General features: G+C 64.5%; 21 protein-coding genes and 1 pseudogene. 7 read left to right on the forward strand and 15 right to left on the reverse strand.

Features of this window, described 5'->3' with window-relative positions:
* Window positions 1-4: 4 nt before the first annotated feature.
* A complete protein-coding gene (locus AC5RTE_RS16875) occupies window positions 5-784 on the reverse strand; it encodes a hypothetical protein (protein ID WP_494042529.1) in 780 nt (259 codons plus the stop codon).
* A gap of 481 nt (window positions 785-1,265) precedes the next feature.
* Here AC5RTE_RS16875 and AC5RTE_RS16880 point away from each other — a divergent pair.
* Window positions 1,266-1,870: pseudogene (locus AC5RTE_RS16880) on the forward strand (recombinase family protein).
* Window positions 1,871-2,008: 138 nt separating this feature from the next.
* On the opposite strand, the gene AC5RTE_RS16885 reads toward AC5RTE_RS16880, so the two are convergent.
* Window positions 2,009-2,443 (reverse strand): DUF4192 family protein, encoded by a 435-nt coding sequence (locus tag AC5RTE_RS16885; protein WP_494042530.1) that lies wholly within the window; start codon window positions 2,441-2,443, stop codon window positions 2,009-2,011.
* A 380-nt stretch (window positions 2,444-2,823) separates the two neighbouring features.
* Here AC5RTE_RS16885 and AC5RTE_RS16890 point away from each other — a divergent pair, with 380 nt between their 5' ends.
* A complete protein-coding gene (locus AC5RTE_RS16890; RefSeq protein ID WP_494042531.1) occupies window positions 2,824-4,134 on the forward strand; it encodes a saccharopine dehydrogenase family protein in 1,311 nt (436 codons plus the stop codon).
* Here the strand turns inward: AC5RTE_RS16890 and AC5RTE_RS16895 are convergent.
* Window positions 4,097-5,107, reverse strand: a complete 1,011-nt coding sequence (locus AC5RTE_RS16895) for a LacI family DNA-binding transcriptional regulator (protein WP_494042532.1) — start codon at window positions 5,105-5,107, stop codon at window positions 4,097-4,099. The genes AC5RTE_RS16890 and AC5RTE_RS16895 overlap by 38 nt on opposite strands.
* A 166-nt stretch (window positions 5,108-5,273) precedes the next feature.
* On the opposite strand from AC5RTE_RS16895, the gene AC5RTE_RS16900 reads away from it, so the two are divergent.
* Together AC5RTE_RS16900 and AC5RTE_RS16905 are read left to right on the forward strand one after the other, a co-directional pair.
* The gene (locus AC5RTE_RS16900) at window positions 5,274-6,209 is read left to right on the forward strand and encodes a dihydrodipicolinate synthase family protein (protein ID WP_494042533.1); all 936 of its coding nucleotides are present in this window, start codon (window positions 5,274-5,276) and stop codon (window positions 6,207-6,209) included.
* 81 nt (window positions 6,210-6,290) lie between these two features.
* Entirely contained in the window at window positions 6,291-7,634 is a 1,344-nt protein-coding gene (locus tag AC5RTE_RS16905) for an Nramp family divalent metal transporter (protein WP_494042534.1), read from the forward strand.
* A 98-nt stretch (window positions 7,635-7,732) separates the two neighbouring features.
* On the opposite strand, the gene AC5RTE_RS16910 is transcribed toward AC5RTE_RS16905, so the two are convergent.
* The 6 genes from AC5RTE_RS16910 to AC5RTE_RS16935 form a co-directional block, all read right to left on the reverse strand.
* A complete protein-coding gene (locus tag AC5RTE_RS16910; RefSeq protein ID WP_494042535.1) occupies window positions 7,733-8,554 on the reverse strand; it encodes an HpcH/HpaI aldolase family protein in 822 nt (273 codons plus the stop codon).
* A complete protein-coding gene (gene hpaH, locus AC5RTE_RS16915) occupies window positions 8,539-9,324 on the reverse strand; it encodes a 2-oxo-hept-4-ene-1,7-dioate hydratase (protein ID WP_494042536.1) in 786 nt (261 codons plus the stop codon). The genes AC5RTE_RS16910 and hpaH overlap by 16 nt, the downstream gene beginning before the upstream one ends.
* Before the next feature lie 2 nt (window positions 9,325-9,326).
* Complete coding sequence (gene hpaD, locus AC5RTE_RS16920) at window positions 9,327-10,412, reverse strand: 3,4-dihydroxyphenylacetate 2,3-dioxygenase (protein ID WP_494042537.1); 1,086 nt, start codon at window positions 10,410-10,412, stop codon at window positions 9,327-9,329.
* A 124-nt stretch (window positions 10,413-10,536) separates the two neighbouring features.
* Entirely contained in the window at window positions 10,537-12,075 is a 1,539-nt protein-coding gene (gene hpaE, locus AC5RTE_RS16925) for a 5-carboxymethyl-2-hydroxymuconate semialdehyde dehydrogenase (protein ID WP_494042538.1), read from the reverse strand.
* A gap of 10 nt (window positions 12,076-12,085) precedes the next feature.
* Window positions 12,086-12,769 carry a GntR family transcriptional regulator gene (locus AC5RTE_RS16930; RefSeq protein ID WP_494042539.1) on the reverse strand — a complete coding sequence of 228 codons (684 nt, stop codon included), beginning with the start codon at window positions 12,767-12,769 and terminating at the stop codon, window positions 12,086-12,088.
* Window positions 12,762-14,240, reverse strand: coding sequence for a fumarylacetoacetate hydrolase family protein (locus AC5RTE_RS16935; RefSeq protein WP_494042540.1), 1,479 nt, complete (start codon window positions 14,238-14,240; stop codon window positions 12,762-12,764). The genes AC5RTE_RS16930 and AC5RTE_RS16935 overlap by 8 nt, the downstream gene beginning before the upstream one ends.
* Before the next feature lie 219 nt (window positions 14,241-14,459).
* Here AC5RTE_RS16935 and AC5RTE_RS16940 point away from each other — a divergent pair, with 219 nt between their 5' ends.
* Window positions 14,460-16,370 (forward strand): FAD-binding monooxygenase, encoded by a 1,911-nt coding sequence (locus AC5RTE_RS16940; protein WP_494042541.1) that lies wholly within the window; start codon window positions 14,460-14,462, stop codon window positions 16,368-16,370.
* Here the strand turns inward: AC5RTE_RS16940 and AC5RTE_RS16945 are convergent.
* From AC5RTE_RS16945 to AC5RTE_RS16955, 3 genes are all read right to left on the reverse strand, one after another.
* On the reverse strand, window positions 16,352-17,209 hold the full coding sequence (locus tag AC5RTE_RS16945; RefSeq protein ID WP_494042542.1) for a prephenate dehydratase: 858 nt from the start codon (window positions 17,207-17,209) through the stop codon (window positions 16,352-16,354). The two genes, AC5RTE_RS16940 and AC5RTE_RS16945, sit on opposite strands and share 19 nt — an antisense overlap.
* A gap of 97 nt (window positions 17,210-17,306) precedes the next feature.
* Complete coding sequence (locus AC5RTE_RS16950) at window positions 17,307-19,202, reverse strand: amylosucrase (protein WP_494042543.1); 1,896 nt, start codon at window positions 19,200-19,202, stop codon at window positions 17,307-17,309.
* A 47-nt stretch (window positions 19,203-19,249) separates the two neighbouring features.
* Window positions 19,250-19,876 carry an AmiS/UreI family transporter gene (locus tag AC5RTE_RS16955; protein WP_494042544.1) on the reverse strand — a complete coding sequence of 209 codons (627 nt, stop codon included), beginning with the start codon at window positions 19,874-19,876 and terminating at the stop codon, window positions 19,250-19,252.
* A 197-nt stretch (window positions 19,877-20,073) separates the two neighbouring features.
* Here AC5RTE_RS16955 and gdhA point away from each other — a divergent pair, with 197 nt between their 5' ends.
* Window positions 20,074-21,411: an NADP-specific glutamate dehydrogenase gene (gdhA, locus tag AC5RTE_RS16960; protein WP_494042545.1), complete on the forward strand. Its 1,338-nt coding sequence runs from the start codon at window positions 20,074-20,076 to the stop codon at window positions 21,409-21,411.
* 10 nt (window positions 21,412-21,421) lie between these two features.
* On the opposite strand, the gene AC5RTE_RS16965 is transcribed toward gdhA, so the two are convergent.
* From AC5RTE_RS16965 to AC5RTE_RS16975, 3 genes are all read right to left on the reverse strand, one after another.
* Window positions 21,422-22,291, reverse strand: a complete 870-nt coding sequence (locus AC5RTE_RS16965) for an alanine racemase (RefSeq protein ID WP_494042546.1) — start codon at window positions 22,289-22,291, stop codon at window positions 21,422-21,424.
* 272 nt (window positions 22,292-22,563) lie between these two features.
* Complete coding sequence (locus tag AC5RTE_RS16970; RefSeq protein WP_494042547.1) at window positions 22,564-23,313, reverse strand: ThuA domain-containing protein; 750 nt, start codon at window positions 23,311-23,313, stop codon at window positions 22,564-22,566.
* On the reverse strand, window positions 23,313-24,437 hold the full coding sequence (locus tag AC5RTE_RS16975; RefSeq protein ID WP_494042551.1) for a Gfo/Idh/MocA family protein: 1,125 nt from the start codon (window positions 24,435-24,437) through the stop codon (window positions 23,313-23,315). Before AC5RTE_RS16975 ends, AC5RTE_RS16970 begins: the two co-directional genes overlap by 1 nt.
* A 347-nt stretch (window positions 24,438-24,784) precedes the next feature.
* Here AC5RTE_RS16975 and AC5RTE_RS16980 point away from each other — a divergent pair.
* The coding region (locus tag AC5RTE_RS16980; RefSeq protein ID WP_494042548.1) for an ammonium transporter at window positions 24,785-26,069 on the forward strand (1,285 nt) is incomplete at its 3' end.

A 26,069-nucleotide genomic window follows, 5' to 3' on the forward strand; every position in this document is an offset into this window, starting at 1 on the left:
GGGCCTAGCCGAATTTCAGATCAAGTACTGTATTTCCTGAGGTCCAGGAAAGCTCCGGATCAGGGCCCCGGTAGTGGAAAAATCCCCGCAAAGCGGAACTTGCTGTGTCCAGATCGACGACAACGCCGCTAGGTGCGAACGCAGGACCCGTAGGAATGAAAATCTCAGACTCTGCTTTCCCCTTCATTAAGCCCAACACCCGCCACGCACTCTCGTCTTGAGAATTAGCCGTGCAGTGCACGATGAAACCCGTCGCAGGACTTCCCATAGCCTCAAACAATCGATCACTACGTCCGACAAAGAAACGCCCCGCCTCAGCGCTGTCCCAAGACGAAAGCGCCGCCAGTGACGATGCCTTCGCTGTCTCGGTCGGCGGCACCTCGACACCACTGACAACCCACACGTCCCGGGGCGTCCTCTGTTTACTGTGAAGTAGTCCGAGGCGAATGATGTTACCGACCATCACGCCAATTGCGCTTGCGGGAACTACCACTGGCCAGAGCTTAGACCAAGGCGCAGGAAACTGCGCAAGAAGGAAGCCTGCCGCGACGACAGTGAGGACAAAAATTATGGTGACCCAACTTTCTCGGACGAGTCCCCGAATTAAGCCGCCCCCGAGGATGCCGGCGGCGAGTAAGATGCCGATTTCGAAACCGTTCGAGCCACCAGTCAATGAGAAGGTGGAGAAAAATATCCCTGCCGCAAAAATAAACGCCATCACCCACAGGGCCCAAGCTGCGCGGAAGAAACGGAAGTACGACGGAAAAGTCTGCATCTCTTTCATATTACAAAATCATCCTGTAACTAAATTCTCGAGTAGTAACCCGACTTGCATGAGCTAGACGTGCTGTAGCTCTAAGTTGGATGCTTCCAGAACGGACTGTAGACGGGACACCCGCCAATTCCCATTTTTCGCTGATGTCCATCCCTGCTGCGAGCCCACCTGCGAAGAAGGCATATCCCGCCGCCAGGAACGACCGTCTTGCCCTCGACACCGACACCTTCCCCCGAAGGGTTTTGCAGGTTGATCGTGGTTAGGGGAGGCGCGAGGCGCTGCCCGACCCAAACTCCAAGTTCCTACCGTCTCAAAACCCTTGAGATGCGGGGCGTCCCAAGGCTGAGGAAAGCAAAGCGTTCGCAGGTTCTGGTTCCTGTGGAATCACATGGCTTTCCCAGCACCAGGCCATTCTCATAACTATGTCTCGAAACCCCTTGGTGGAATCGGCATACTAATCATTAGTTACGAGACACATTCGGAGGCAGGCGTGTCGAAACTTATTGGCTATGCACGCGTTTCGACACGGCAGCAGTCCACCGGCCGGCAACAGGCAGATCTACTCGCCGCGGCGTTCGACCCGATAACCTATACATCGACCAGGGAGTCTCCGGGGCGCGTGCTTCGCGACCACAGTTCGATCGGGCACTCGACGCGCTCATCCAGGGTGACACTCTCGTCATCACGACTTTGGACCGGCTCGGTCGATCCACCCAAAACATGCTCGCCTTCGCCGATGAACTCCGCGGCAGGGGCGCCGGTCTGCGGGTGCTGAACCTGGGCGGTGGCGACGTCGACACCGCAACACCGATGGGCGCAATGTTGTACACGATCATGGCCGCCCTCGCGCAGATGGAGCACGAGATCAAGCGCGAACGTGTCACGGACTCCATTAACAAGCGTCGCGAGGCTGGCCTCGGCCTTGGCGGCCGACCCCGCCGGGTCACTGATAGCCAGATTCAGAATGCTGTCCGCCTGGTTAAAGGTGGCGAGCCCGCGGCGCAGGTTGCCAGGGACCTGGGAATGTCCCGGGCGACTTTCTACAGGCGGTCACGAGCCCTTGCCGACCAGCAGGATGCATATAGCCCCACATAGGCCGCTTTTTCGCGCCAACGTTGACCCCGACTGGGTTGCGGGGGTGGGAGCGTTCCCTGTCTGCCGGGCCTGCGAACGGTGCGTAGCTGGTGCCGGGCGTCTTTTGGTAGCTGCTGCCACGGAACACCAGTTCCGCGTTCAGTTGCTTGTCGGTGATGGTTTCCAGTGATTCGGGCGGGCAGCACCCGGCGTCGCTGTCGCACAGCAGGTTCTGCCAGTGTGACGGGGTGACCAGCCACGCGTCCTGCAGCGGGGTACCTGCGCTGTCCAGTGCCTCGATGACGCCCTCGACGTGGTCGTGGAAGGGGCGGGGCTGTCCGGGCGGGGGGTGCTGGCCGTGTAGATGGCCAGCAGCACCGCCGTGGCCTGAGTGTCCAGTGCGAGGTAGTCCACCAGGGAGCGGGCGAAACCGGCGGGTTCCGCGAACGCGGGGGCGTCGACCCGCAGTGTGGCGCCCAGCGTCTTGCCCCGCAGGGTTAGGAACACAAAGGATTCCCGCGGTACGAACCCGAGGGAGTGCGGGATGAAACCGAGGATGTCGGCGGGGCTGGAGATGCGGATTGCGTCGTTCATGTTGAAAGTCCTTTGCTGAGGAATTTGGTGGGTGGGGCGGCTCGTGGTCACCTAAGCCGCCCCAGGCGACAACTTGGTCCGCGTCCGCACCCGTTTCCCGCCCGCTTGACAGACATAGAAGCGTCGATAATGGACCTTCTGTCAGGCTGTCTCGGTCAGGCAAACAAGTGCTTACTGACAACGCGGCCGGAATCGGCGGCGGTTTCGACCCGTTCATGATTGGGGTCAATTCGGGCTATCTACGGCGGGGAATAGGAGCCGTTGGGGTAGCTCCTTGGCAGCAGTAGCCGTGGATAAACTACGAGAATTGTCCCCGTTGCGGGGACTCAAGCAAGGAGCCGGGTGTCGGCCTGGAGTTGCCGCCGTGAAAGGCTGCAGTTATGGAAAACTTACCTCGGGAACATGACCTCGTTCTCTATGGAGCGACAGGGTTCGTTGGCCGGCTGATCGCCGCCTACGTCGCAGAGCATGCACCGGCAGGTATGCGGGTCGGACTCGCGGGCCGGTCCAAACCCAGGCTTGAGGCGGTTCGGTCGCAGTTGCCGGAAGCGGCGCACGGATGGGCCCTTATTGAAGCTGACTCGGAGGCCGGGGACACTATCGCGGCCCTCGCCGCGGGCACCCGTGTGCTGTTCACAACCGTCGGTCCATACGCGAAACACGGACTACCCGTCGTGGAGGCATGCGCACGGGCCGGTACTCACTACGCCGACCTCGCCGGTGAGGTGTCCTTCATCCGGGAGGCGATCGATCGCTACGACGCCCTGGCCAAGACGAGCGGGGCCAGGATTGTGCACTCCTGCGGCTATGACTCCGTGCCGTCCGACCTCGCCGTACTGCTGCTTCATCAGGCGGCAGAAGCCGACGGCGCTGGCGGCCTGCTCCAGGTTCAACTAGTTGCTAGGGCCAAGGCCGGCATCAGCGGAGGCACGCTCGAGTCGATGCGCGGGCAGCTCGACGCGATGCGATCGAGCCCCGCCCTGAGGTCATTGGCCGCAGACCCCTTCGCTCTAAGCCCTGACCGGGCACGGGAGCCGGAGATACAACAGCCTCCTGACGCGGGTCCTGTGCGCCGTTGCGATGACGGCACCTGGACCGCGCCTTTCATCATGGCCCCGTTCAACACCCGGATGGTGCGCCGCAGCAACGCATTGCAGGGCTGGGCCTACGGCCGCTCCCTTCAGTACGGCGAGGTGATGGGGGTGGCCGGAGGACGGGCAGGAGCGGTTGCCGCCAAGGCAATAGCACTGGGGCTCCGGGCATTTACGGGCGCGATGGCGTTCCCGCCCACCCGGTGGGTGCTCGACCGCTGGCTGCCGGCACCAGGTGCAGGTCCGAGCATCAGCACGCAGCGCGCAGGCTGGTTCCACTCCCAGGTAACCGCCCGCACCGAAGACGGGCACCGTTACCAGGCAATTGCTGCCGGCCCCGGTGATCCCGGCTATGCCGCCACCGCCGTCATGGCAGGGGAGACTGCACTCGCTCTAGCCCTCGACAGTGACCGGCTGCCAACCGCGAAGGGGTCACTGACACCGGCCACTGCACTCGGCAACGTGCTCATACAGCGACTCCGTGCGGCCGGCCACACTTACGAGGTCACCAAACTCGTCGGAACTAGATCCTGCAGATCGACGGCGCAGGCAGGGAAGTGGACTAGTGCTTGGGTGTTCCGCTGGATTGGCGGGGGATGAGGGTAGGCATGGATCGCCGAATGAGGGGTTCGGTTGCGGGGTTGACGATGAGGTCGATGGCGGTGGCGGCGATCTGGTCCAGGGGAACGTGGACGGAGCTTAGGGGTGTGGGCAGCCGCGCCGAAAGGGGTGTGTCGTTGTACCCGACCAGTGCGAGGTCTTCGGGGATGGTGATGCCGTTGCGGTGTGCTGCCGCCATCACGCCCATGGCGATGTTGTCGTTGGCCGCGAAGACCGCTGTGGGACGATGGCCAGCGCTAAGGAGTGTTTCGCCGGCGGTGTAGCCGTTTTCGATGCCGTAGCCTGCGGCGATGAGCCATTTGTCGGCCGGTTTGATGCCGGCTTCTTCCATGGCTCTGCGGGCGCCGGCGAGACGGGCTTTCCCGGAGGATGTGAAGTCAGGGCCGGTGACGACAGCGATCTCGCGGTGTCCGAGGTCGATGAGGTGGCGCACGGCGAGGTAGCCGCCCACTTCGTCGTCTCCGAGGGCGGATGGGCTGATGCCGTCGGTGCGCAGTACCAATGCATGCGCTACCCGGCGTTCACGCAGGAGCCGGGGGAGTTTGTCGTCGAGCCGGGCCGTGGCCAGGATCAATCCGTCCACGTTGCGGTCGAGCAGGGTTTCGGCTGCGCTGCGTTCCTCGTCAGGGTCATCTCCGCTGGTGGCAACCATGGCGAAGTAGCCGCGGGAGGATGCGGCTTTCTCGAGTTCTTCGAACATCAAGGCCATGACGGTGTCGCTCAAGCGGGGGACAAGGACGCCCAGGGTGCGGGTTTCGCCGCGGCGCAGGCTGGAGGCGAAGGAGTTCCTCCGGTAACCGAGCTCCTCGGCCACTTTCCGGACGTTCGCTGCAGCTGCTGAGCGAGACGTGGTCCTTTCATCCAGGGCGCGGCTGGCCGTGGAAATGCTCACGCCACTGGCCGCTGCGACGTCCTTCAGCGTGACGACAGTGCCGGTGGCGGCCGGATCCATAAGGGTTCTCCTCTTCAGCAAGGGTGTAACAGACACTCTAATCCTCCTGACTTGCAAACGTTCTCTTGACAGTGAGCTGCGACACGTGCAAACTTGAAAACGTTCCCGCAAACGTTCTCATGACAGCGGGACTGCCGACCATCAATGAAGACAAGAGGTAGCTGCAATGACACTCGATCTCCGCGGACTCAGCCCCGCACCTATCACCCCGTTCACCGAAGATGGCGCTATCGACTACCCGGCGATCCAGCGTCTTGGCTCGTGGCTCGGTTCGATTGAAGGCGTTAAGAGCCTCGTCGTCCTGGGGCACGCGGGCGAAGGCACGTTCCTTACTGAAGAGGAGCAGCTTGACGTTATCCGCGCGTTCGTTGCCTCCACCGACGGCCGCGTGCCGGTCGTGGCGGGCATCACCAAGGAGGGCAACAAGACCGCGGCCCTAGAGGCAAAGAAAGCTGTCGAGGCCGGCGCGTCAGCCGGTCTGGTCTACCCCTCGCACGGGTGGCTGCGTTTCGGATACCAGGACGGCGCGCCGCAGACGCGCTACAAGGAGATCTATGAAGAGTCCGGTCTGCCGCTGATCCTGTTCCAGTACCCGGACAACACCAAGGCGAGCTACAACCTGGACACTCAGCTGGAGATCGCTGGCCAGGAGGGCGTCTTTGCCACGAAGAACGGTGTCCGGAACATGCGCCGGTGGTACACGGAGATCCCCGCACTGCGCGCCGCGTACCCCGAACTGCAGGTGCTGTCCTGCCACGACGAATACCTGCTGCCAACGATGTTCGATGTCGACGGTCTGCTCGTCGGCTACGGCAACATCGCCCCCGAACTGCTCGTCGAACTGATCGAAGCCGGCAAGGCGCAGGACTACAAGCGTGCCCACGCCATCCATGAGCGCCTGCTCCCCGTGACAAAGAACGTTTACCACCGCGGGTCCCACATGGAAGGCACCGTCGCCTTGAAGTGGGGCCTGGTGAACCGCGGCATTCTTGACCACGCCACGGTGCGCACCCCGCTCCTGCCCCTGCCCGAGGGCGCCGAAACCGAAATTGCCGAAGCCTTCGCTGCCGCCAACATCGGCAAGGTCACCGTCAGCGCCTGATTCCACCCTTACGGGTCCTCACGGGTGGCGTGCCCCTGGCCCGCCACCCGTGCCCTAACTTTCACTCTCCGTCCCGGGCCAATGACGCCCCCAGCAGTGTCGCTGTATAAGGAGGACTCGCCGATGCGCGAGCAGCAGAATAAGACCATCACCCACCAGGAAACCAGGGAAGAACAGATGGCAACCCAGCAAGGAAACCAGGCCCCCGCGGCCGCGAAGAAGCACCGGACTTTCCTGCAGTACCTTGCCCTGATGGGCCCGGCCTTCGTCGTCGGAGCCTGGCAGTTCGGCCCCGGAAACCTCACCACCGCCGTGCAGGCCGGAAGCCGGTTCGACTACAGCCTCGTCTGGGTCATCGCAGTCTCAACGATCCTGATGATCTTCTTCACGGACATGAGCGTCCGGCTCGGCATCGCCACCCCCGTCTCTTTGATCTCCTCGATCAAGGACCACCTCGGCAAATGGGTCGGCCTGCTCGCAGGCTTTGGCGTCTTCGGTATCACCCTCATGTTCTCCGTCGGCAACGCCGTCGGATCCGGCCTCGGCCTGTCACTGATCTTCGGCGGCTCCCCGGTCCTGTGGACCGTTGTCTGCACCATCGCCGTCGCGATCGTCCTGGCTTTCAAAAACGTCTACGGCATCGTCGAAAAAGCACTCCTGGTCATCGTTGTCCTGATGGGCATCGCCTTCATCGCCAGCACCGTCGTCGCGCAGCCCGACTGGTACCGGTCCCTCGAAGGAATGGTCCCAAGCCTGCCTGCCGGAAGCGAACTCCTCATCATTGCCCTCGTAGGCACCAACTTCTCCATCAACGCCGCCTTCTACACCTCCTACGGCATCAAGGAACACCGCCGCACCCGCGCCGACTACAAGGACATCACCCTCGTTGACACCATCCCCGGCATCGTCGCCCCCGGCATCATGACCGCCCTGGTCATCATGGTCGCCGCCGCCGTACTGGGAAAGACCGGGGCCGAGGCCGGGACCATCAACGCCCTCGCCTCCATCTTCACCCCGCTGGCCGGCCCCACCGGGGCCATGCTCTTCGCCCTGGGACTTTCCGGAGCAGCGTTCTCCTCCATGATCGCCAACGCCACCGCAGGCGGTACCATGCTCTCCGACGCCATCGGACGCGGTGCCAAAGCAGGATCCCCCGCAGCGCGCATTTTTACCGCAGCGATCCTTGCCTTCGGCCTGATCATCACCCTCTCATTCCAGTCCTCACCCGTCGGCCTGATCGTCATCGCTCAGTCCCTCACAGTCCTCATCGCACCCCTGCTCGGAGTCCTGATCGTCACCATGGCCAACAAAACCGCCGTCATGGGCGACCTCCGCAACAAGTGGTGGCAAAACCTTTTCGGAGCCATCGGCCTCATCGCCATCTTCGCCCTGTCTTTCCGGCTCATCAGCACCCTGATCGGCTAGCTGAACGCGGCACAACCACACAAGTAATGCCCCCACCCCCGATGGTGGGGGCATTACTGTCCATGAATGCGGGTTGCTTCTTTGCCAAAGGCGGTCGCTCAGTAGCTGGCGGGGGTGCCGCCGTCGGCTTGCTGGATGTATTGGGCGGCGAGGGCCTCGGAGCCTCGGGCGAGGAGCGCGACGTCGGCGCCCACCAGGATGAACCTGGCGCCGTTGGCAAGGTAGTGGCGGGCGGTGTCGGGGTTGAAGGCGTTGACGCCGGCAGGTTTGCCCGCGGCTTTGGCAGCAGATAGGCAGTGTTCGACGGCGGCACGCACCTCGGGGTGTTCCTGCTGTCCCAGCAGGCCCATGGATGCGGCAAGGTCCGACGGGCCAACGAAGATGGCGTCCACGCCGTCGACCTTCAGGATGTCCTCGACCGCGTCCACCGCCGTCGTCGACTCAATCTGGACCGTGACGCTGATGGTCTCATTCGCTCGGGCGAGGTAGCCAGGGACCCGGTTCCAGCGGGCGGCCCGGGCAAGGGCGGAACCAACGCCGCGGATGCCTTCGGGCGGGTAGCGGGTGGCCGCGACAGCGGCTTCTGCCTCGGCCACCGAGTTGATCATGGGGATGAGCAGGTTCTGCACGCCGAGGTCCAGGTATTGCTTGATGATCACGGTGTCGTTGACCGGCGGCCGCACGAGGGTGTGGACCGGGTAACCATGGGTGGCCTGGAGCTGGGCGAGGATGGATTCCAGCCCATTAGGGGAGTGCTCCGCGTCCACCAGCAGCCAGTCCAGCCCGGATCCGGCGCACAGTTCTGCAATGAGTGGGCTGCCGGAGCAGACCCACATCCCGGCCAGCGGACGGCCTGCCTGACCCTTTTGCTTTTGCTCAGCGAGGGCGTCGCGGAAGGTGGGTTCTATTCGAAGCGGCATGTGACACTCCCGAGGGGTCCGTAGTCGGCGTGGACGGTGTCACCCTTGTAGACCCAGAGCGGGCGGGTGAAGGATCCGGCGAGGATGATGTCCCCGGCTTTGAGCGAGTCCCCGTGCGCGGCAATTTTGTTCGCCAGCCAGTGGACGCCGTTGGCCGGGTGGTCCAGGACCCCCGCTGCGACGCCGGTTTCCTCCACGGTCTGGTTCTTGTAGAGGATGGCCGAGACCCAGCGGAGGTCCACGGCGTCCGGCTTCACCGGGTTCCCGCCGATCACCATGGCGCCCATCGCGGCGTTGTCGGAGATGGTGTCCACGATGGTCCGGCCCTCCATCTCGATCCGCGAATCGAGGATCTCGAGGGCCGGGACCACATAGTCGGTGGCTTTCAGGACATCGAAAATGGTGACGCCGGGCCCCTTGAGCCCGTCCTTGAGGACAAAGGCGAGCTCAACCTCCACCCGCGGATGGGTGTACTTGTCCCACTCCACGGAGCAGCCGGATTCCAGCACCATGTCATCGAAGATAGCCCCGTAGTCCGGTTCGGTGATGCCGGTGGCGTCCTGCATGGCCTTGGACGTGAGGCCGATCTTGCGGCCCACCAGGACCCGGCCAGCCTCTTCGTTGCGGCGGCGCCACAACTGCTGGACGGCGTAGGAGTCCTCCACGGTCATCTCCGGGTACCGGGCTGTCAAACGGGGGACGGGGGTGCGGGTGCGGCCGGCTTCCAGCAGTTCGTCCGCGATGGCCTCAATCGTCTGGGCATCGAGCATGGCTACAGCTGCGCCCCCAGCTTGAAACCGGTCCGGTCCCCGTCCGGCGAAGCGTCCTTGCGGGTGTAGGAGAAGCCGTCGGCACCCACGGTCACGGCCATTTCGGACTTTTCCTCGCGTTCAATGACCGGTTGGGGGTTGCCGTCCAAGTCCAGGACGAGGGAGGCTTCGGTGTACCAGGACGGGACGACGGGGTTGCCCCACCAGTCGCGGCGCTGGTTGTCGTGGACGTCCCAGGTGATGGTGGGGTTGTCGGGGTCGCCGGTGTAGTAGTCCTGGGTGTAGATCTCAATGCGGTGCCCGTCCGGGTCCAGGATGTAGAGGTAGAACGCGTTGGACACCCCGTGCCGACCCGGGCCACGCTCGATCCGGTCGCTGATGCGCAGTGCGCCCATCTTGTCGCAGATCTGGATGATGTTGTGCTTCTCGTGCGTGGCGAACGCGACGTGGTGCATCCGCGGGCCGTTGCCGCCGGTCAGGGCGGTGTCGTGGACCGTCTGCTTGCGGTGCATCCACGCGGCGTAGGTGACGCCGTCGGAATCCTTGATGTCCTCCGAGACCCGGAAGCCGAGGTCCTCCAGGTACGCCCGGCCCCGGGGGACGTCGGGGGTGACCTGGTTGAAGTGGTCCAGGCGGACCAATTCGCCGGCCGAGTAGAGGTCGTAGCGCTGGGTGAGGCGTTCCACGTGCTGCACGTGGTAGAAAAACTCGTACGGGAAGCCCAGCGGGTCCTCGACCCGGACGGAGTCACCGATGCCCTTGGTGAACCCGTCCTTGCGGCGTTTGGTCCGGCAGCCGAGCTCCTTGTAGTAGGCCTCGGCGGCGTCCACCTCGGCGGGGGACTTCACCCGGTAGGCGAAGGCTGCGACGGCGGCGACGGGTCCTTTGCGCAGCACCAGGTTGTGGTGGATGAACTCCTCCAGGGAACGCAGGTAGATGTTGTTCTCGTCTTCTTCGGTGACGTGGAGGCCCAGGACGTCCACGTAGAACTCGCGGGACTTGGCGAGGTCCGTGACCACGATCTCCATATAGGCACAACGGACGATATCCGGGGCCGTAACAGAAGGGGTGGGAACAAAGCTGGTCATGATGGTCTCTCTTCTTCGAAAGTAGGTTTGTGGGGACCCAACTGACTCGCAGTAGGTGTCGTTTTGGAGCCTCAAAACGACAACAAATGTGAGCTACTTGGGCTGCCAGGGCCTGGTTGGGTGGTTAGCCTTCGTTGGCGGCGGAGGCTTCGATGCTGCCGAACTTTGGGGTGTGGACGGTGCCGAGGGTGATGTGGACGGCCTGCTGGTCGGTGTAGAAGTCGATGGAGCGGTAGCCGCCCTCGTGGCCCAGGCCTGAGGCTTTGACGCCGCCAAACGGGGTGCGAAGGTCGCGGACGTTGTGGCTGTTCAGCCACACCATGCCTGCTTCGACGTTCTGCGAGAAGTTGTGCGCCCGGGTCAGGTTCTGGGTCCAGATGTAGGCGGCCAGGCCGTACTTGGTGTTGTTCGCGAGAGCCAGGGCCTCGTCGTCGGTTTCGAACGAGGTGATGGCGACGACCGGTCCGAAGATTTCCTCCTGGAAGATCCGGGCCTCGGGGGAGACGTCGGCGAACACGGTGGGTGCGATGTAGTTGCCTTCGGGCAGGTGCTCGGGGCGGCCGCCGCCGGCCAGGAGCCGGCCTTCGGACTTGCCAATTTCCACGTAGGAGGCCACCTTTTCGTAGTGCTCCGGGTGGACCAGGGCGCCCACCTGGGTCTTGGGGTCGTGCGGATCACCCACCACGATGTTCTTGGCGCGGGCGGCATACTTCTCGCAGAACTCGTCGTAAATGGCGCGTTCGACCAGGATGCGGGAACCGGCGGTGCAGCGTTCGCCGTTGAGTGAAAAGACCCCGAACAGGGCCGAATCGATCGCGGCGTCCAGGTCTGCGTCAGCGAACACCACGCAAGGGGACTTCCCGCCGAGCTCCATTGACAGGCCCTTGAGGTTCTCAGCCGCGTTCCGGAAGATCGTCTGGCCGGTGGTGGTCTCGCCGGTGAAGGAGATCAGCGGCACGTCCGGGTGCTTGACCAGCGCGTCGCCTGCTTCCTCGCCGAGACCGTTGACCAGGTTGAAGACGCCGTCGGGCAGTCCCGCGTCCTTGAAGATCGTGGCCCACAGCGAGGCGGACAGCGGGGTGAACTCGGCGGGCTTGAGGACCACGGTGTTGCCGGTGGCCAGCGCCGGGGCGAGCTTCCAGGACTCCAGCATGAACGGGGTGTTCCACGGCGTGATCAGGCCGGCCACGCCGATCGGCTTGCGGTTGACGTAGTTGATCTGCGAGCCGGGGACCTTCATGGCGTCGTCGAACTGGGCCACGATCAGGTCCGCGAAGAAGCGGAAGTTCTCGGCCGCGCGCAGGGCTTGGCCCTTGGCCTGGGTGATCGGCAGGCCGGTATCGAAAGTTTCCAGTTCAGCCAGACGTGCTTCCTGCGCTTCGACGGCGTCAGCGATCCGGTTCAGGACGCGGGCCCGTTCGCGGGGCTTCATCTTCGGCCATGGGCCGTTGACGAAGGCTTCGCGGGCGGCGGCGACGGCGAGGTCGATGTCCTCTTTTTGGCCGGCCGCGGCAGTGGCGTAGTTCCGGTTGGAGACAGGGCCCAGGACGTCGAAGGTCTTACCGCCCACGGAGTCAACGAACTGGCCGTTGATGTAGTGCTGGATATGGGTGGGAAGGTCTTCAGGAACGTAGTGCTTGGAGGTCTCTGTTGAGGTCGTCATCATTGAAGTCCTAAATGTGTTTGGTTTGGGCAAGGTAGGCGTCCAGGGTGGCGGAGCGGTGGAGCCTCGCCGCCTTTTCGATGGTGTCGGCGTCGGCGCCGGTTTCGATGAGCTTCAGCAGGGCCTCGTGCTCGTCCACCGAGTCATGCGCACGGCCGGGAACGAAGCGGAAGGTGGAGGACCGTATTGCTGCCAGCCGGTTCCAGCCGCGGTGCACCAGGTCCAGGATGTGCGGGTTGGGGCATTGCTCGAACAGGACGCTGTGGAAGTCCCGGTTCAGCTGGGTGAACCGGACAGGGTCGAAGTGGTCCAGGCACTCCCGCATCTCCTCGTTCACCGCACGGGCACGGGCGATGGCCTCTGCATCGATCAACGGGGCGGACAGCGCAGTGGCGGCCCCTTCCACGATGCTCAGGGTCTGCATCGTGTAGAGGTACTCCGTGGGGTCGATGCCGGCTACGGTTGCACCGACGTTCCGTTCGAACGTCACCAGCCCTTCGGCCTCTAAGCGGCGGATGGCCTCTCGGACCGGAACCACACTGAAGCCGAGGTCCTTGGCGATGCTGCCCAGGACCAGGCGGTACCCAGGGGTGTACGTTCCTTCCACGATGCGGGCCTTCACTGCTTCGTAGGCCTGTTGGGATTTGCTGCCGACGGCGGCCACCGGAAGGCGGGTCAGCGCTGCTTCAGTCATCAGATGCCTGTTCCGCTGGAAGGTTGAGTGCTTCCCATTCCTTATATCTGGCCTGCCAGTCCGCGTTCATCGGGTACAGGCCGTCCACGCTGTGGCCCTGCCGGACCATCTCGAAGATGAAGGTTTCTTCCTTTTCCTGCTGGATGCAGTCATCCACCAGTTCCTCCGCCATCGCCGGTGGGATCACCAGGATGCCGTCCGAGTCAGCCACGATGATGTCACCGGGCTGAACCGTTGCGCCGCCGCAGGCGATGGTGATGTCCGTATCCCAGGGGATGTGGCGGCGGCCCAGCACCGCGGGGTGCGGGTTGGCGAAGTACGTGGGCATGTCCAGCCCGGCGACGGCGGTGTAGTCCCGGACGCCGCCGTCGGTGATGATGGCCGCGGCGCCACGGACCTGAGCTCGGAGGGCGAGGATGTCGCCCACGGTTCCGGTGCCTTTTTCGCCGCGGGCTTCCATGACCAGGATTTCGCCTTCTTTGACGGAGTCGATGGCCTTCTTTTGGGCGTTGAACCCGCCGCCGTAGGTCTTGAAGAGGTCCTCGCGGTTGGGCACGTAACGCAGGGTCCGGGCCAGGCCCACCACGCGCCGGTCCGGCCGGGTGGCCTGCAGGCCGTCGATGCTCACGTTGTTCAGTCCGCGCTTGCGCAGCTGGGAAGACAGGGTGGCGGTGGCGACGCTCTCGAGCTTGGCCTTCAGTTCCGGAGTCAGAACACTGGCGGGTGCAGGAAGTCCTGCAGCTTCGCGGGAACCGTACGCCTCTTCCCGCTGCACGTCATCAATCTTGGGGCCGGCACCAAAGTCCGCGAACGGCGTCGTGCCTTCCTCCACCCGGGTGACCAGGCGGCCTGTGGTGAGGTCCCCTGCGGAGACCTCCACCTCCAGGACGTCTCCCGGTTTGGCCACGGAAGCGCCGGCGGGGGTGCCGGTGAGTATGATGTCGCCCTCTTCGAGGGTGAGCAGCTGGGACAGGTCCGCCACCAGGCGGGCGAACGGGAAGAGTAGGTCCTCGGTGGAGTCGTCTTGAACCAGCTCGCCGTTGTGCCAGGTGCGGATGCGCAGTTGGGCGGGGTCGACGGCGTCTGCCGGGATCAGTGCCGGGCCCACCGGGGTGAAGCCGTCGCCGCCCTTGGAACGGAGGTTCGAGCCCTTGTCCGCCCAGCGCAGGTCATAGACACCGAGGTCATTGGAGGCGGTAACGGCCCCGACGTGGCTCCAGGCGTCCTCGATTCCTACCCTGCGCGCAGCCTTGCCGATGATCAGGGCAATCTCACCCTCGTAGCCAAGGAGCTCGCAGCCGGCAGGACGTTCTACTGTGCTGCCGGTCACGGCCAAAGAACTTGGGGGCTTGAGGAAGTAGGACGGCTGGGCCGGAGTCCGCCCCCGCTGGGCGGCGCGGCTGGGGTAGTTGATATGGACGGCGATCACTTTCCGTGCTGCTGCCAAGGTGTCCCCATGGACCTGCTTCAAAACGTCTCCTTGATCAGTACGAAATCGTATACGATCACTATCGCTTCCCAAGAGCGGCCCGTCAACCCCCTTCGCCCTGCCTCGTTTTAGCTTCCTTGTCGTCCACATCACACGTGGCGTACAGTGTTGGTCGGCAGCAGCTTTTCTCATATGGAAATACAAATTCCATTATCGAACAACCTTCCGGCCGAACAGCCGCACAATGAAGTGAGGAATTTCGTGCAGTTTCACCACCACGGTTATGTATCCGGAGACCCGCGGATAAAGCCCGCCGCCGGCGTCGGCATCGACCGCCCCGCCGGGCTTCCGGACGAAGTGGACGTGCTGATCGTCGGGACCGGCCCGGCAGGAATGCTCGCCGCCGCACAGCTCTCCCAGTTTCCGAACATCACCACTCGTATCATCGAGCGCCGTCCCGGCCGGCTCGCAATCGGCCAGGCCGATGGCATCCAGGCCCGCAGTGTGGAAACATTCCAGGCCTTCGGTTTCGCCGAGCGTATTATCGCCGAGGCCTACCGGATCACCGAGATGGCCTTCTGGAAGCCGGACCCGGCCCACCACTCCAACATCATCCGGACCGCCCGCACCATTGACGACGAGATGGGCATCAGCGAGTTCCCGCACCTCATCGTCAACCAGGCCCGTGTGCTGGACTACTTCGCCGAGGTCATGGCCAATTCACCTACGCGGATGAAACCCGACTACGGCTACGAATTCCAAGGTTTGGAGGTCACCGACGGCGGCGACTACCCGGTCGCCGTGACCCTCCTCCAGACAGCCGGTCCCAACGAGGGGCAGGAGCGGATCGTGCGGGCCAAATACGTGGTGGGAGCCGACGGCGCGCGCAGCAAGGTGCGCCAGGCCATCGGCTGTACGCTCGCCGGTGACGCCGCCAACCACGCCTGGGGCGTCATGGACGCCCTCGCCGTCACCGATTTCCCGGACATCCGCACCAAGTGCGCCATCCAGGGCGCCGAGGGCAGCATCCTGCTGATCCCCCGGGAAGGCGGGCACCTGTTCCGCATGTACGTGGACCTGGGACAGGTAGACCCCGCCACTCACCACGCGGTGCGCAACACCACCATTGAGGAGATCATCGCCAAGGCCAACGCCATTTTGCACCCCTACACCCTGGATGTCCGCAACGTCGCCTGGCACAGCGTGTACGAGGTTGGCCACCGCCTTACCGACAGGTTCGACGATGTCCTGCCGGAGGGCCGCGGCACCCGCACCCCGCGGGTGTTCATCACCGGGGATGCCTGCCACACCCACAGTGCCAAGGCCGGCCAGGGCATGAACGTCTCCATGCAGGACGGTTTCAACATTGCCTGGAAGCTGGGTCACGTCCTTGAAGGCCGCAGCCCCGAAAGCCTGTTGGCCACCTACTCCCAGGAGAGGCAGGTGGTGGCCAGGAACCTCATCGACTTCGACAAAGAGTGGTCCGCCATGATGGCCAAGAAGCCCGAAGAGTTCGAAAACCCCTCGGACCTGGAGGACTTCTACGTCCGCACCGCCGAATTCCCTGCCGGATTCATGACCCAATACGCGCCGTCCATGCTGGTGGGCACCGCACACCACCAAGAGCTGGCCACCGGCTTCCCAGTAGGCAAGCGCTTCAAGTCCGCTCCCGTTGTACGGGTGGGTGACACCAACCCGATCCACCTGGGCCACCACGCCACGGCGGACGGCAGGTGGCGGATCTATGTCTTCGCCGACGCCGCGCCGGCGGGGGAGGCAACAGGTGTGGCTGACTTTGCCGGGTGGCTCGCGGACTCGCCGGAATCGCCGCTGGCCGTAACGCCGTCGGACGCTGATCCTGACGCCTGGTTCGACGTGAAGGTGATTTACCAGCAGCCGCACACCGCCGTGGACATTGGCGCAGTTCCCGCGGTGTTCAAGCCGCAGGTGGGCCCGTTCAAGCTGACCGACTACGAAAAGGTGTACGCCACGGATCCGGCCGCCGACATCTTCGAACTGCGCGGCCTGGACCGCGGCGGCGTGGTGGTAGTGGTGCGGCCGGACCAGTACGTGGCGAACGTGCTGCCGCTGTCGGCAACGGTTGAGCTGGGCGAATTTTTCGCGCCCCTGCTGAAGCCGCGCCACACAGCAGATCAGCCGCTGACGGTCTGACGTGTCCTGTACTCGGCGGCCGCATACACGCCGAGGACGCGCACCTCGGTGGTGAAAAAGTCCAGTTCCTCGAGGGCCAGCTTCAGGGGCAGGTCCTCGGGGTGTCCTTCAACGTCGGCCATGAACATGGTGGCCGCGAACTCGTTGCCCACCATGTAGCTTTCGAGCCGGGTCATGTTCACGCCGTTCGTGGCGAACCCGCCCAGAGCTTTGTACAGGGCGGAAGGGACATTCCGGACACGGAACACAAAGCTGGTGACTGCCGGCCCGGGCAGTTCGTCCCGTCCCGGCAGTTCCGTTTCCCGGGCAAGGACCACAAACCGGGTGGTGTTGGAGGGATCGTCCTCCACCCGTGAGGCCAGCACTTCCAGGCCGTAGATCTGGGCGGCCAGCGGGGGAGCGAGGGAGAGCTTGCGGGGATCGTTCCACTCGCTGACTTCGCGCGCGGAACCGGCGGTGTCACCGGCGATGACAGGCTTGAGCCCGTGCTTCCGGATGAGGCGGCGGCACTGGCCAAGGGCATGGATATGGCTGTGGACTTCAGTGGCGTCTCCGATGGTGCTGCCCGGGATGCCCAGCAGGTCGAAGTGGATGGGCAGGAAGAACTCGCCCACAATCTGCAGGTTGGACTGGGGCAGCAGAACGTGGATGTCCGCCACCCTGCCGGCGATCGAATTCTCAATGGGGATCATGGCCAAGTCCGCCTCGCCGCCGGACACCAGTTCGAAGGCGTCCTCAAAGCTCGCGCACGGCACGCTTTCCAGTCCGGGGAACATCTGCTGGCAGGCGATATTGGAGTTGGCGCCGGGCTCACCCTGGTACGCAATCTTTTGAGGCATGATCCGTATGGTTTCACGGCCCGCACCTGCAGACCCAACTGGCAGCGCTAAGTGTCGTTTTTGAGCGTCAAAACGCCAGGGCCTGTTGGGGAGGCGCTCAGATGGAGGTGACGCGCAGCCAGACGTATTGCCGTGGCAGGAGCGTGACGCCTTCGTCCAGCTGCAGCACGGCCTCGGAGAGGAGGTCGACGGCGGCAGCTGAGTAACGTGCGAAGGTTTCTGGCGGCAGGGTCTGCGGCACATCGCTGAAGTTGGCAAGTGCCAGAATCAGGGTAGGCCCGCCGGGCCGCTGGTAGGCCAGGACGGAGCGGTTGTTGGTGGCGAAGTCGATCAGCCGGGTGCCGGCCAGCTCAGGAGTGGCTGCCCGGACCTCTATCATGCGTTTCATGCCGGCGTAGATGGCACCTTCCGGAGTGGACGGGTCCAACCGGTGCTCGTATTGCTCTTCGGGGAAGCGGGGCCGGTGGACCCAACGGCTGTCAGCTTCGTGGCCCTCCTCCCGGTCGTAACCGTAGTCGTTGACCTGGCCCACCTCGTCGCCCAGGTACAGCAGGGGGATCCCGCCTGTGCTGAAGGCAATCGAGTGGGCCAGGAGGATCCGCTCCACCGCCTCAGCCGGGCTGACCTCCATGCCGCACAGCGACGCCGTCGTACCCGAAATCCTGCAGTCACCGGTTTTGGGGTTGTCCTGGAAAGGAACCCCGCGGGCGAAGCTGCCGGGGAAGCGGTTGACGTAGAAGGAATTCAGGAAGCGGCGGTGGTCGTAGCCGTTGATGCCCAGTTCTGCGGCGTCCTCGTCGGCGAATGTCCAGCCGATGTCATCGTGGCTGCGGACGTAGTTCACCCAGGACGTGCCCTCGGGGATGTTGTGGCGGCGCTCCAGTGCCTGTGCCAGCAGTGAGACGTCGCGGGTAGCCAGGGATTCCCAGATCAGGGCCATCTGCAGCGGGTTGTAGGAGATCTGGCACTCAGCGGGGTCGATGTAGAGCGCCACCTCATCCGGATGGACGATCGCCTCGGACTTGAACAGCAGCGACGGGGCAGCCAGCCTGCACACCGCGTTGAAGGCCTGGAGCAAGGTGTGGGCTTCCGGGAGGTTTTCGCACGGCGTGCCGAGCTGTTTCCAGATGAAGGCCACGGCATCCATGCGCAGGATGTCCACGCCCTGGTTGGCCAGGAACAGCATCTCGCCGGCCATGGCGCGGAAGACCGCGGGGTTGGCGTAGTTCAGGTCCCACTGGTAGGTGTGGAAGGTGGCCCAGACCCAGCGCCCGTCCTCCATCTGGATGAAGGATCCCGGGTGGTTCTCGGGAAAAATTTCACGCACGTTCTGCTCGTAGGCGTCCGGCATGGTCCGGTCCGGGAAGATCCAGTAGTAGCCGCTGTATTCCGGATCGCCGGCTGCGGCGCGCCTGGCCCACTCGTGTTCGTCGGAGGTGTGGTTGAAGATGAAGTCCACTACCAGGCTGATGCCGTTCGCCCTCAGCTCGGCGGCCAGTGACCGCAGCTGTTCCATCGTTCCCAGCTTCGGGTTCACGTCGCGGTAGCTGGAGACCGCGTAGCCGCCGTCCGAGTGCGGCTCGGGGGCCAGGAACAGCGGCATGAGGTGCAGGTAAGTGAGCCCGAGTTCCTTGAAGTACGGGATGCGGGCGCGGACTCCTTCCAGGCTTTCCGCATACCGGTCCACGTAGCAGACCCCGCCCAGCATGTCGTTGGACAGGAACCAGCCGCTTTTGGCCTCCCGTTCGGCGTCGAGGACCTTCAGCTCCTCCGGACGTTCCTGCCAGGAGCGGGCGCTTTGCAGGACCAGCGCCGTTAGCTGGTCCAGCCAGTCGGCGCGGGAGCCGTACAGCGAGTGGAAAAGGCGGCAGAGGTCAGGAAAGTGCCGGTGGAACCGCTGCTCGAAGTCAGCTCCTGCGGTGAGGGGCGCTCCTGCAAGTGCGCGGACGACGTGCTGCCGCGCCGTTTCGTCCACGCCGACGGATTCCTGCATTGCTTAACCCCTTCCGCAATCCGGCCGGCTGATCCGGCAGGCACTGGTTACGGCAGTATGCCACGGCGGGCGGCACTGTGCGCGAGCGGGGCAGCGGCTCCACGACGCGCCAGAACCAATGCGGATGCAAAGAGCGCTACCAGGACAACCGCTGCCAGCCAGGCCGCCTCAACGGTTTGGGGCCAGATCCCCGCCAGGCCAAGGAAAGCGGGGACCGTGGCAGTCGCCGGGCTGGCCAGGACCAAGGCCCACCCGATGAGCGGCTCCAGGCGTCCCAGCTCCAAAGCCATTGATCCGAACATCAAGGCCCAGAGAACTGCCCACGCCAGCCACAATACGGCCAGCAAGGGATCAGTCCCACGCCAGGAAACGGCCAGCAGCAGCCCGACAAACGCAACCATGCCGCAGAACCACCCCAATCCCTTCGAGCCCAGGTTCAGCAGGACGTCCAAACCCACGTAGACGTACGTCAGGCCGAACAGGAACATACCCGCTGCGGTGGGCAAAGTGGCGGCAGGGCCGCCTTCAGCCAGGAAAACGACGGCCAGCACCAGTTGGATGGAGCCCACCACCAGGCTCAGCACGGCCGCGTCGCGGCGCGGCAGGTGCCCCAGCAGGGCGAGGCCATTAACCAGCAGTGCGGCGCCGGAGAGGAGGAGGCATATGTGCGGCATCAGAACCCGCCCTCGCCTTCAGGCCCAACCGCTGCGGGTTTCATAAAGCGGAATTTTATGATCACATTATGGAGATTAGCCGTGGGCTCGGGTGCTCTCCTAACGGGCTCAAGTCGTAATCGGATAAGTCGAAACCCAGACCGGGACAGCGCTGCCTCGCTTCGCCGTCCCGTACCAGGCCCAGTAAGGAATAGTTCATGGACGCACGGTTGGAGGCCATCAGGGACACGGTCCTGGCCCGTAACCCCGGCGAGGCGGAATTCCACCAAGCCATTACAGAGGTATTCGAAAGCCTGGGGCCGGTCCACGACAGGCACCCCGAATTTCTTGAAGCGGCCATCCTGGAGCGGCTCTGCGAACCGGAACGGCAGATTATCTTCCGCGTCCCATGGACTGACGATGCGGGACGCGTGCAGATCAACCGCGGCTTCCGGGTGGAGTTCAGTTCCGCCCTGGGACCGTACAAAGGCGGCCTGCGGTTCCACCCCTCCGTCTACCTTGGCATTGTTAAATTCCTTGGCTTTGAGCAGATCTTTAAGAACGCGCTCACCGGCATGCCGATCGGCGGCGGCAAGGGCGGTTCCGACTTTGACCCCCGCGGCCGCAGCGACGGCGAAGTCATGCGGTTCTGCCAATCCTTCATGACCGAGCTTTACCGCCATATCGGCGAATACACAGACGTTCCTGCCGGCGACATCGGGGTGGGCGGACGCGAAATCGGCTACCTTTTCGGCCAGTACAAGCGCATCACCAACCGCTACGAGTCCGGTGTGCTCACGGGCAAGGGCATCTCCTGGGGCGGCTCGCTGGTCAGGCCCGAAGCCACGGGTTTTGGCACCGTGATCTTCACCCAGGAGATGCTGAAGACGCGGGGCACGTCCTTTGATGGCCAGCGAGTTGTGGTCTCCGGCTCCGGCAACGTGGCCATCAACGCGATTGCCAAGGCTCAGGCGCTGGGTGCCACAGTGGTGGCCTGCTCGGACTCGTCCGGTTATGTGGTGGATGAGGCCGGCATTGACGTGGCCCTGCTCCGCGAGGTGAAGGAGGTGGAACGAGGCCGCCTGAAGGACTACGCCGAACGCCGCGGCGGCACCTCCTACGTCGAAGGCGGCACAGTCTGGGACGTAAACGCCACCGTGGCGTTGCCCTGCGCCACCCAGAACGAGCTCGACGGCGATGCTGCCGCCCGGCTGGTCCGCAACGGGCTCCTCGCCCTCGGCGAGGGTGCGAACATGCCGTCCACCCGGGGCGCCGTGGCAGTGTTCCAGGAATCCGGTGTGCTGTTCGGTCCGGGCAAGGCGGCCAACGCGGGCGGCGTGGCGACATCGGCCCTGGAGATGCAGCAGAACGCCAGCCGTGACTCCTGGTCCTTTGAGCATACGGAGGAGCGGCTTACCGAAATCATGGTGGGCATCCACCACCGCTGCGCGTCCACCGCGGAGGAGTACGGTGACCCGGGCAACTACGTGCTCGGCGCCAACATCGGCGGGTTCGTCAAAGTGGCCGACGCGATGCTGGCCCAGGGGCTGATCTAGCGGGAACCCCTCATCGGTTCCTGCCCCTGGCAGCCACACTCCACCGGCCTACGAGTTGTCCTTGCTTTACGACGGCGACCTCATCCACGAGGTTGATCGCCAGGCACACATGGTTGGGGATGGCCCTCAGCCGGGTGCCGATGGGCGGTGGTGCCCAGCGGCCGTACCATTCCACGGTGGCGTGGTGCTCCGAGAGGGCAGTGATGCGGGCATCGGGGTGATCGATCAGCCGGCCAAATCCAGTTGCCCAGGATGGACGGTCACTGCCCAGGATCTTGCTGCCGGCGTCAATAATGAAGCGCGCAGGGGCTCCCGCCGGAGTGTCATGGTGGCTGACCACGGTGGCGGCGACGGTAAGGGCGATGTCTTCCAGGGCGCACCGGCCAAGCTCAAATTGCTGGGCGTCACCAAAAACATAGACGCCGGGACGCACCTCGGTGGCAGCGGACTCTTCCGTGAGCAGCGCTGTGGGGGTGGATCCACCGCTGCGGACCTGCGCCTCGAACCCGGCTTCGGCAAGTGCCTCTGCCGCCCGCCTCAGGGCTGCCTGCTCCTGCGCCGCAGCCTCGGCCGGCATTCCCGGGGCGTAGCTGTGGCCCGGGAAGGTGAACACACCCGCTACCCGCAGGCCGGCGCCGGAGGCTGCCACCGCCACCGCAGCCGCGGCTTCCGGCACCACCCCGCTGCGGTGGTGGCCGCTGTCGATCTCCGCCAGCACGCTGACGTTCTCCGCGACGTGTCCCAGGGCGGCTCCCAGCGCGGCGGCGCCAGCCGGGGAGTCCACGCCGACGGCGACCGTAACCTTTTCCGCCAGGCGCGCCAGCCGGGCGGCCTTTCCCTGCGACAGCCACAAGGGGTAGGCGATGAAGATGTCCTGCAACCCCGGCCGATGCGAAAACTTCCGCTTCGCCGATGGTTGCCACTGTCAGCCCCACTGCACCGGCAGCGAGTTGGCGCGCCGCTATCTCCGGGATTTTGTGGGTCTTGGCATGCGGCCGCAAGGCAAGGCCCTTGGCCCGGACTGCCTGGGCCATCCGGTCAATGTTCCGGTCCAGGACCTCCACGTCCACCAGGATTTCCGGGGTATCAACTTCCGGGGGAATAGTCATGCTTCGCTATTTTAGGAGCTGCCGGGCAGCACGGTTTGGAACCTCATGCCTCCTCGAACCAGTCCCGTGCGGGGTTGGTCACTTCCGGAGCCGAACGGTGCAGGCCGGGCTGGGCCGCCCACTGCACGCCGTTCGCCAGGACCCGCTGGATCTGCGGGTGGTGGTACACCGGGTATTCCTGGTCGCCGGGACTGAAGTAAAAGATGCGGCCCTTACCGCGGGTGAAGGTGACGCCGGACCGGAACACTTCACCGCCGGCGAAGGAGCTGATGAAGATCAGGTCGTCCGGGTCCGGGATGTCGAACAGCTCGCCGTACATCTCCTGCTCCGGGATGACAATGGGGCTGTCCACCCCCTCTGCGATGGGGTGCGACGGCTTTACCGTCCACACGAGCTCCCGCTCGCCGTCGTTGCGCCAGGCCAGTGAGCAGCTGGTGCCCAGCAGCCTGGTGAACACCTTCGCAAAGTGACCCGAGTGGAGCACGATCAGCCCCATCCCGCCGAGCACGTGCCGGTGGACGCGTTCGACGACGGCGTCGCTCACCTCGTGATGGGCGATATGCCCCCACCAGAGCAGGACGTCCGTTTCCGCAAGCACCTCCTCGTCGAGGCCGTGCTCATCGTCGGTGGCGAGGACCGCCGTCGTAATATCTGCTTCCGGGTAGTAGGAGCGGAGACCGGCGGCGATGGCGCCGTGGATGCCGTCAGGGTAGATCTCACCGATGTGGGACGGCTCGTTGTTGGCCTCGTGGACGCCCTCGTTCCACACCCGGATTTTCAGTTTGCCGTTCATTAGAGACGAACCTCCCTCTGCTCCAGCGCGGACTGGTAGCACGCGTCGATGATCTGTGCCCGGTAGAGCGCCAGGGAGCCGTCATGCTCCTCCCAGACTGCTTGCCCGCCGCGCACGGCTGCCACAAAATCCTCCACCACTCCGTCATGGGCGCGGCCGGGCAGCACCGGCGGCACGTAATCGGCGCTTTCACCGTCCTTTTCCGTGAACACCCGCAGCTGGCCGACGGGCGGGAAAGGTGCCCCCTGCACTTTGAGCTCGGCCCCGCCGTCGGTCCCGTACACCGTGAAGTCCAACAGGTCATCGGTTTCGCGATAGGTGGCCCAGCTCGCCTCAATCAGCAGTGTCCCGCCGCCCTCAAGGCGGAGGAAAGCGGACGCGAAGTCTTCCACTTCGAAAGCGTGGCTGGAAGCCAACGCGGAGTACTTGCTTCCGCCGCCCCGCCCCTGCGGACCCAGTTCTGAGTGGGTCGCGGCGGACACGGCCACTACTTTGGGTTCGCCGAGAAGGTGCAGGGCGTAATCGAGCGCGTGCACGCCGATGTCCGCCAGCGGTCCGCCGCCGGCGAGCTCCGGGTTGGTGAACCAGCTGCCCAGCGTCGGGATGCCCGAACGGCGCAGCCAGGATGCCTTGGCATAGTACGGCCGCCCCAGGCCGCCGTCGTCAATCACGCCCTTGAGTGCCTGGATGTCGCCGCGGCGGCGGTGGTTGAAGGCGACGTCCAGGACGCGCCCCGCCTTCCGCGCCGCGTCAACCATTGCCCGGCCCTCAGCCGCGTTGCGTGCGATGGGTTTCTCGCTGAGCACGTGGAGTCCGCGTTCCAGTGCGGCGACGGTGATAGGTGCGTGCAGGAAGGTGGGCACTGCCACGCTGATCGCGTCCAGGCCGCCGTGCTCCAGCATCTCCTCCCAGTCCGCAAAGGCGTTCGGAATGGAGTACTCGGCCTGCAGCGAACCGCGGAGTTCCTGCTCCATCCCTGCCAGCGACACGATCCTCACGCCCGGCAGCGAAGCGTAGGCCATAAGGTGCTGCTGGCCCGCCCAGCCGATGCCCACCACCCCGACCCGCAGTTCCTGGGCGCCTTCAGTCCCCTTTTCTGCCTCCGCTGTCTCAGTGGCTGGGATTGGCTGTCCGGGTGGCTGCTCGTTTTTCACGGATACTTCCTTTTCCTTGGTGGCGGGGAGGCTATCGGCGCGGCGGGACTGTCTGGGTTTTCCCCAGCATAGTCCGGGCCATCTCGGAAACGGCCGGCGCAGCACCTGCAAGCACCGTGACTCCTGAAACTGCCAGGTGAATGACTGAAACGACCATTTAACGCGCAGGAAACCTGCCCAAAAATGGCCGCCATACAGTTGGAGCACGACGGCAATAGCCGCCCCTCCGCTACACGTGGTACCGGACCCGCGTCCCTCCTCCGGGGCGGCTCTGACGGCAACTTCCGTTCTCTCTTCGCATCACGAAAGGGGTTCCCATGGATTCGGGAAATGTCGCTTGGATTCTGGCCAGCTCGGCGCTGGTCTGCATGATGATCCCCACCCTGGCCCTGTTCTACGGGGGCATGGTGGGGTCGCGCCGCATTCTCAACATGATGATGATGTGCTTCGGCGGCGCCAGCCTGGTGGCTGTCCTCTGGGCGCTTTTCGGTTATTCGATGGCTTTCGGAAACTCGGTAGGTGGCCTGGGACTGATTGGTGACGTCACCGAGTTCCCCGGCATGGCGCAACTGCTCCCGGCGGATGAGGGCGCTTCCATCCCGGTGGTCCTCTTTGCCGCGTTCCAGCTTTTCTTCGCGTGCGTCACCACCGCTCTGGTGGCAGGGGCAGCCGCCGGCCGCATGAAGTTCGGCGCCTGGATGCTGTTCGCCGGCATCTGGGCCACCATCGTCTACTTCCCCATCGCGCACTGGGTGTTCGCCTTCTCCTCGGCCGACGGCAGTGTGACCGGCGGCTGGATCGCGAACGGCATCAAGGCCATCGACTTCGCCGGCGGTACCGCAGTCCACATGAACGCCGGCGCCGCCGCCCTTGCCTTGGCATTGGTCCTGGGCAAGAGTTCAGGGTGGCCGAAGGTAGAGCACGCCAAGCCGCACAGCCGACCTCTGGTGCTCATCGGAGCCGGGCTGCTGTGGGTGGGCTGGTTCGGCTTCAACGCCGGTTCCGCGCTTTCTGCAGGCCAGTCCGCGTCCGTGGTTTTCCTGAACACCGCCGTCGCGGCTTCTGCCGGCCTCCTTGCCTGGGCCCTGGTTGAACGCCTGCGCCGCGGCGCAGCTACCAGCATGGGCGCGGCGTCCGGCCTGATCTCCGCCCTGGTGGCCATTACGCCTGCCTGTGGCGCTGTCAGTCCCCTTGGGGCGGTGGCCATCGGCGCCATTGCCGGGGCCGTCTGCTCCCTTGCGATCGAACTGAAGTTCCGCCTGGGCTATGACGATTCGCTCGACGTCGTCGGCGTGCACCTGGTGGGCGGAATACTCGGCACCCTGCTGATTGGCTTGTTTGCTACTGACGCAGCACCCAACGGAGTGAACGGACTCTTCTATGGCGGCGGCGTCGAACTCCTCGGTGTCCAGTCGCTGGCGACTGTGACGGTGCTCGCCTACTCCTTCGGCATCACGCGGATCCTGGCGAAGATCCTGGACCGCATCGTTGGCCTGCGGATCAAGCCGGAGGACGAGATGCGGGGTATCGACCTCGCCGCGCACTCGGAGCTGGCATACCTCACCGATGAGGATCCGGTGGAGCTTGGTTCGCCGCAGCGGA

The sequence above is a fragment of the Arthrobacter sp. K41 genome (assembly GCF_059089645.1).

Coding starts and splice junctions, on each gene's coding strand:
- AC5RTE_RS16875 (WP_494042529.1), bottom strand. CDS start 784: ATGAAAGAGATGCAGACTTTTCCGTCGTACTTCCGTTTCTTCCGCGCA.
- AC5RTE_RS16885 (WP_494042530.1), bottom strand. CDS start 2,443: ATGAACGACGCAATCCGCATCTCCAGCCCCGCCGACATCCTCGGTTTC.
- AC5RTE_RS16890 (WP_494042531.1), top strand. CDS start 2,824: ATGGAAAACTTACCTCGGGAACATGACCTCGTTCTCTATGGAGCGACA.
- AC5RTE_RS16895 (WP_494042532.1), bottom strand. CDS start 5,107: ATGGATCCGGCCGCCACCGGCACTGTCGTCACGCTGAAGGACGTCGCA.
- AC5RTE_RS16900 (WP_494042533.1), top strand. CDS start 5,274: ATGACACTCGATCTCCGCGGACTCAGCCCCGCACCTATCACCCCGTTC.
- AC5RTE_RS16905 (WP_494042534.1), top strand. CDS start 6,291: ATGACGCCCCCAGCAGTGTCGCTGTATAAGGAGGACTCGCCGATGCGC.
- AC5RTE_RS16910 (WP_494042535.1), bottom strand. CDS start 8,554: ATGCCGCTTCGAATAGAACCCACCTTCCGCGACGCCCTCGCTGAGCAA.
- hpaH (WP_494042536.1), bottom strand. CDS start 9,324: ATGCTCGATGCCCAGACGATTGAGGCCATCGCGGACGAACTGCTGGAA.
- hpaD (WP_494042537.1), bottom strand. CDS start 10,412: ATGACCAGCTTTGTTCCCACCCCTTCTGTTACGGCCCCGGATATCGTC.
- hpaE (WP_494042538.1), bottom strand. CDS start 12,075: ATGACGACCTCAACAGAGACCTCCAAGCACTACGTTCCTGAAGACCTT.
- AC5RTE_RS16930 (WP_494042539.1), bottom strand. CDS start 12,769: ATGACTGAAGCAGCGCTGACCCGCCTTCCGGTGGCCGCCGTCGGCAGC.
- AC5RTE_RS16945 (WP_494042542.1), bottom strand. CDS start 17,209: ATGCCTCAAAAGATTGCGTACCAGGGTGAGCCCGGCGCCAACTCCAAT.
- AC5RTE_RS16950 (WP_494042543.1), bottom strand. CDS start 19,202: ATGCAGGAATCCGTCGGCGTGGACGAAACGGCGCGGCAGCACGTCGTC.
- AC5RTE_RS16955 (WP_494042544.1), bottom strand. CDS start 19,876: ATGCCGCACATATGCCTCCTCCTCTCCGGCGCCGCACTGCTGGTTAAT.
- gdhA (WP_494042545.1), top strand. CDS start 20,074: ATGGACGCACGGTTGGAGGCCATCAGGGACACGGTCCTGGCCCGTAAC.
- AC5RTE_RS16970 (WP_494042547.1), bottom strand. CDS start 23,313: ATGAACGGCAAACTGAAAATCCGGGTGTGGAACGAGGGCGTCCACGAG.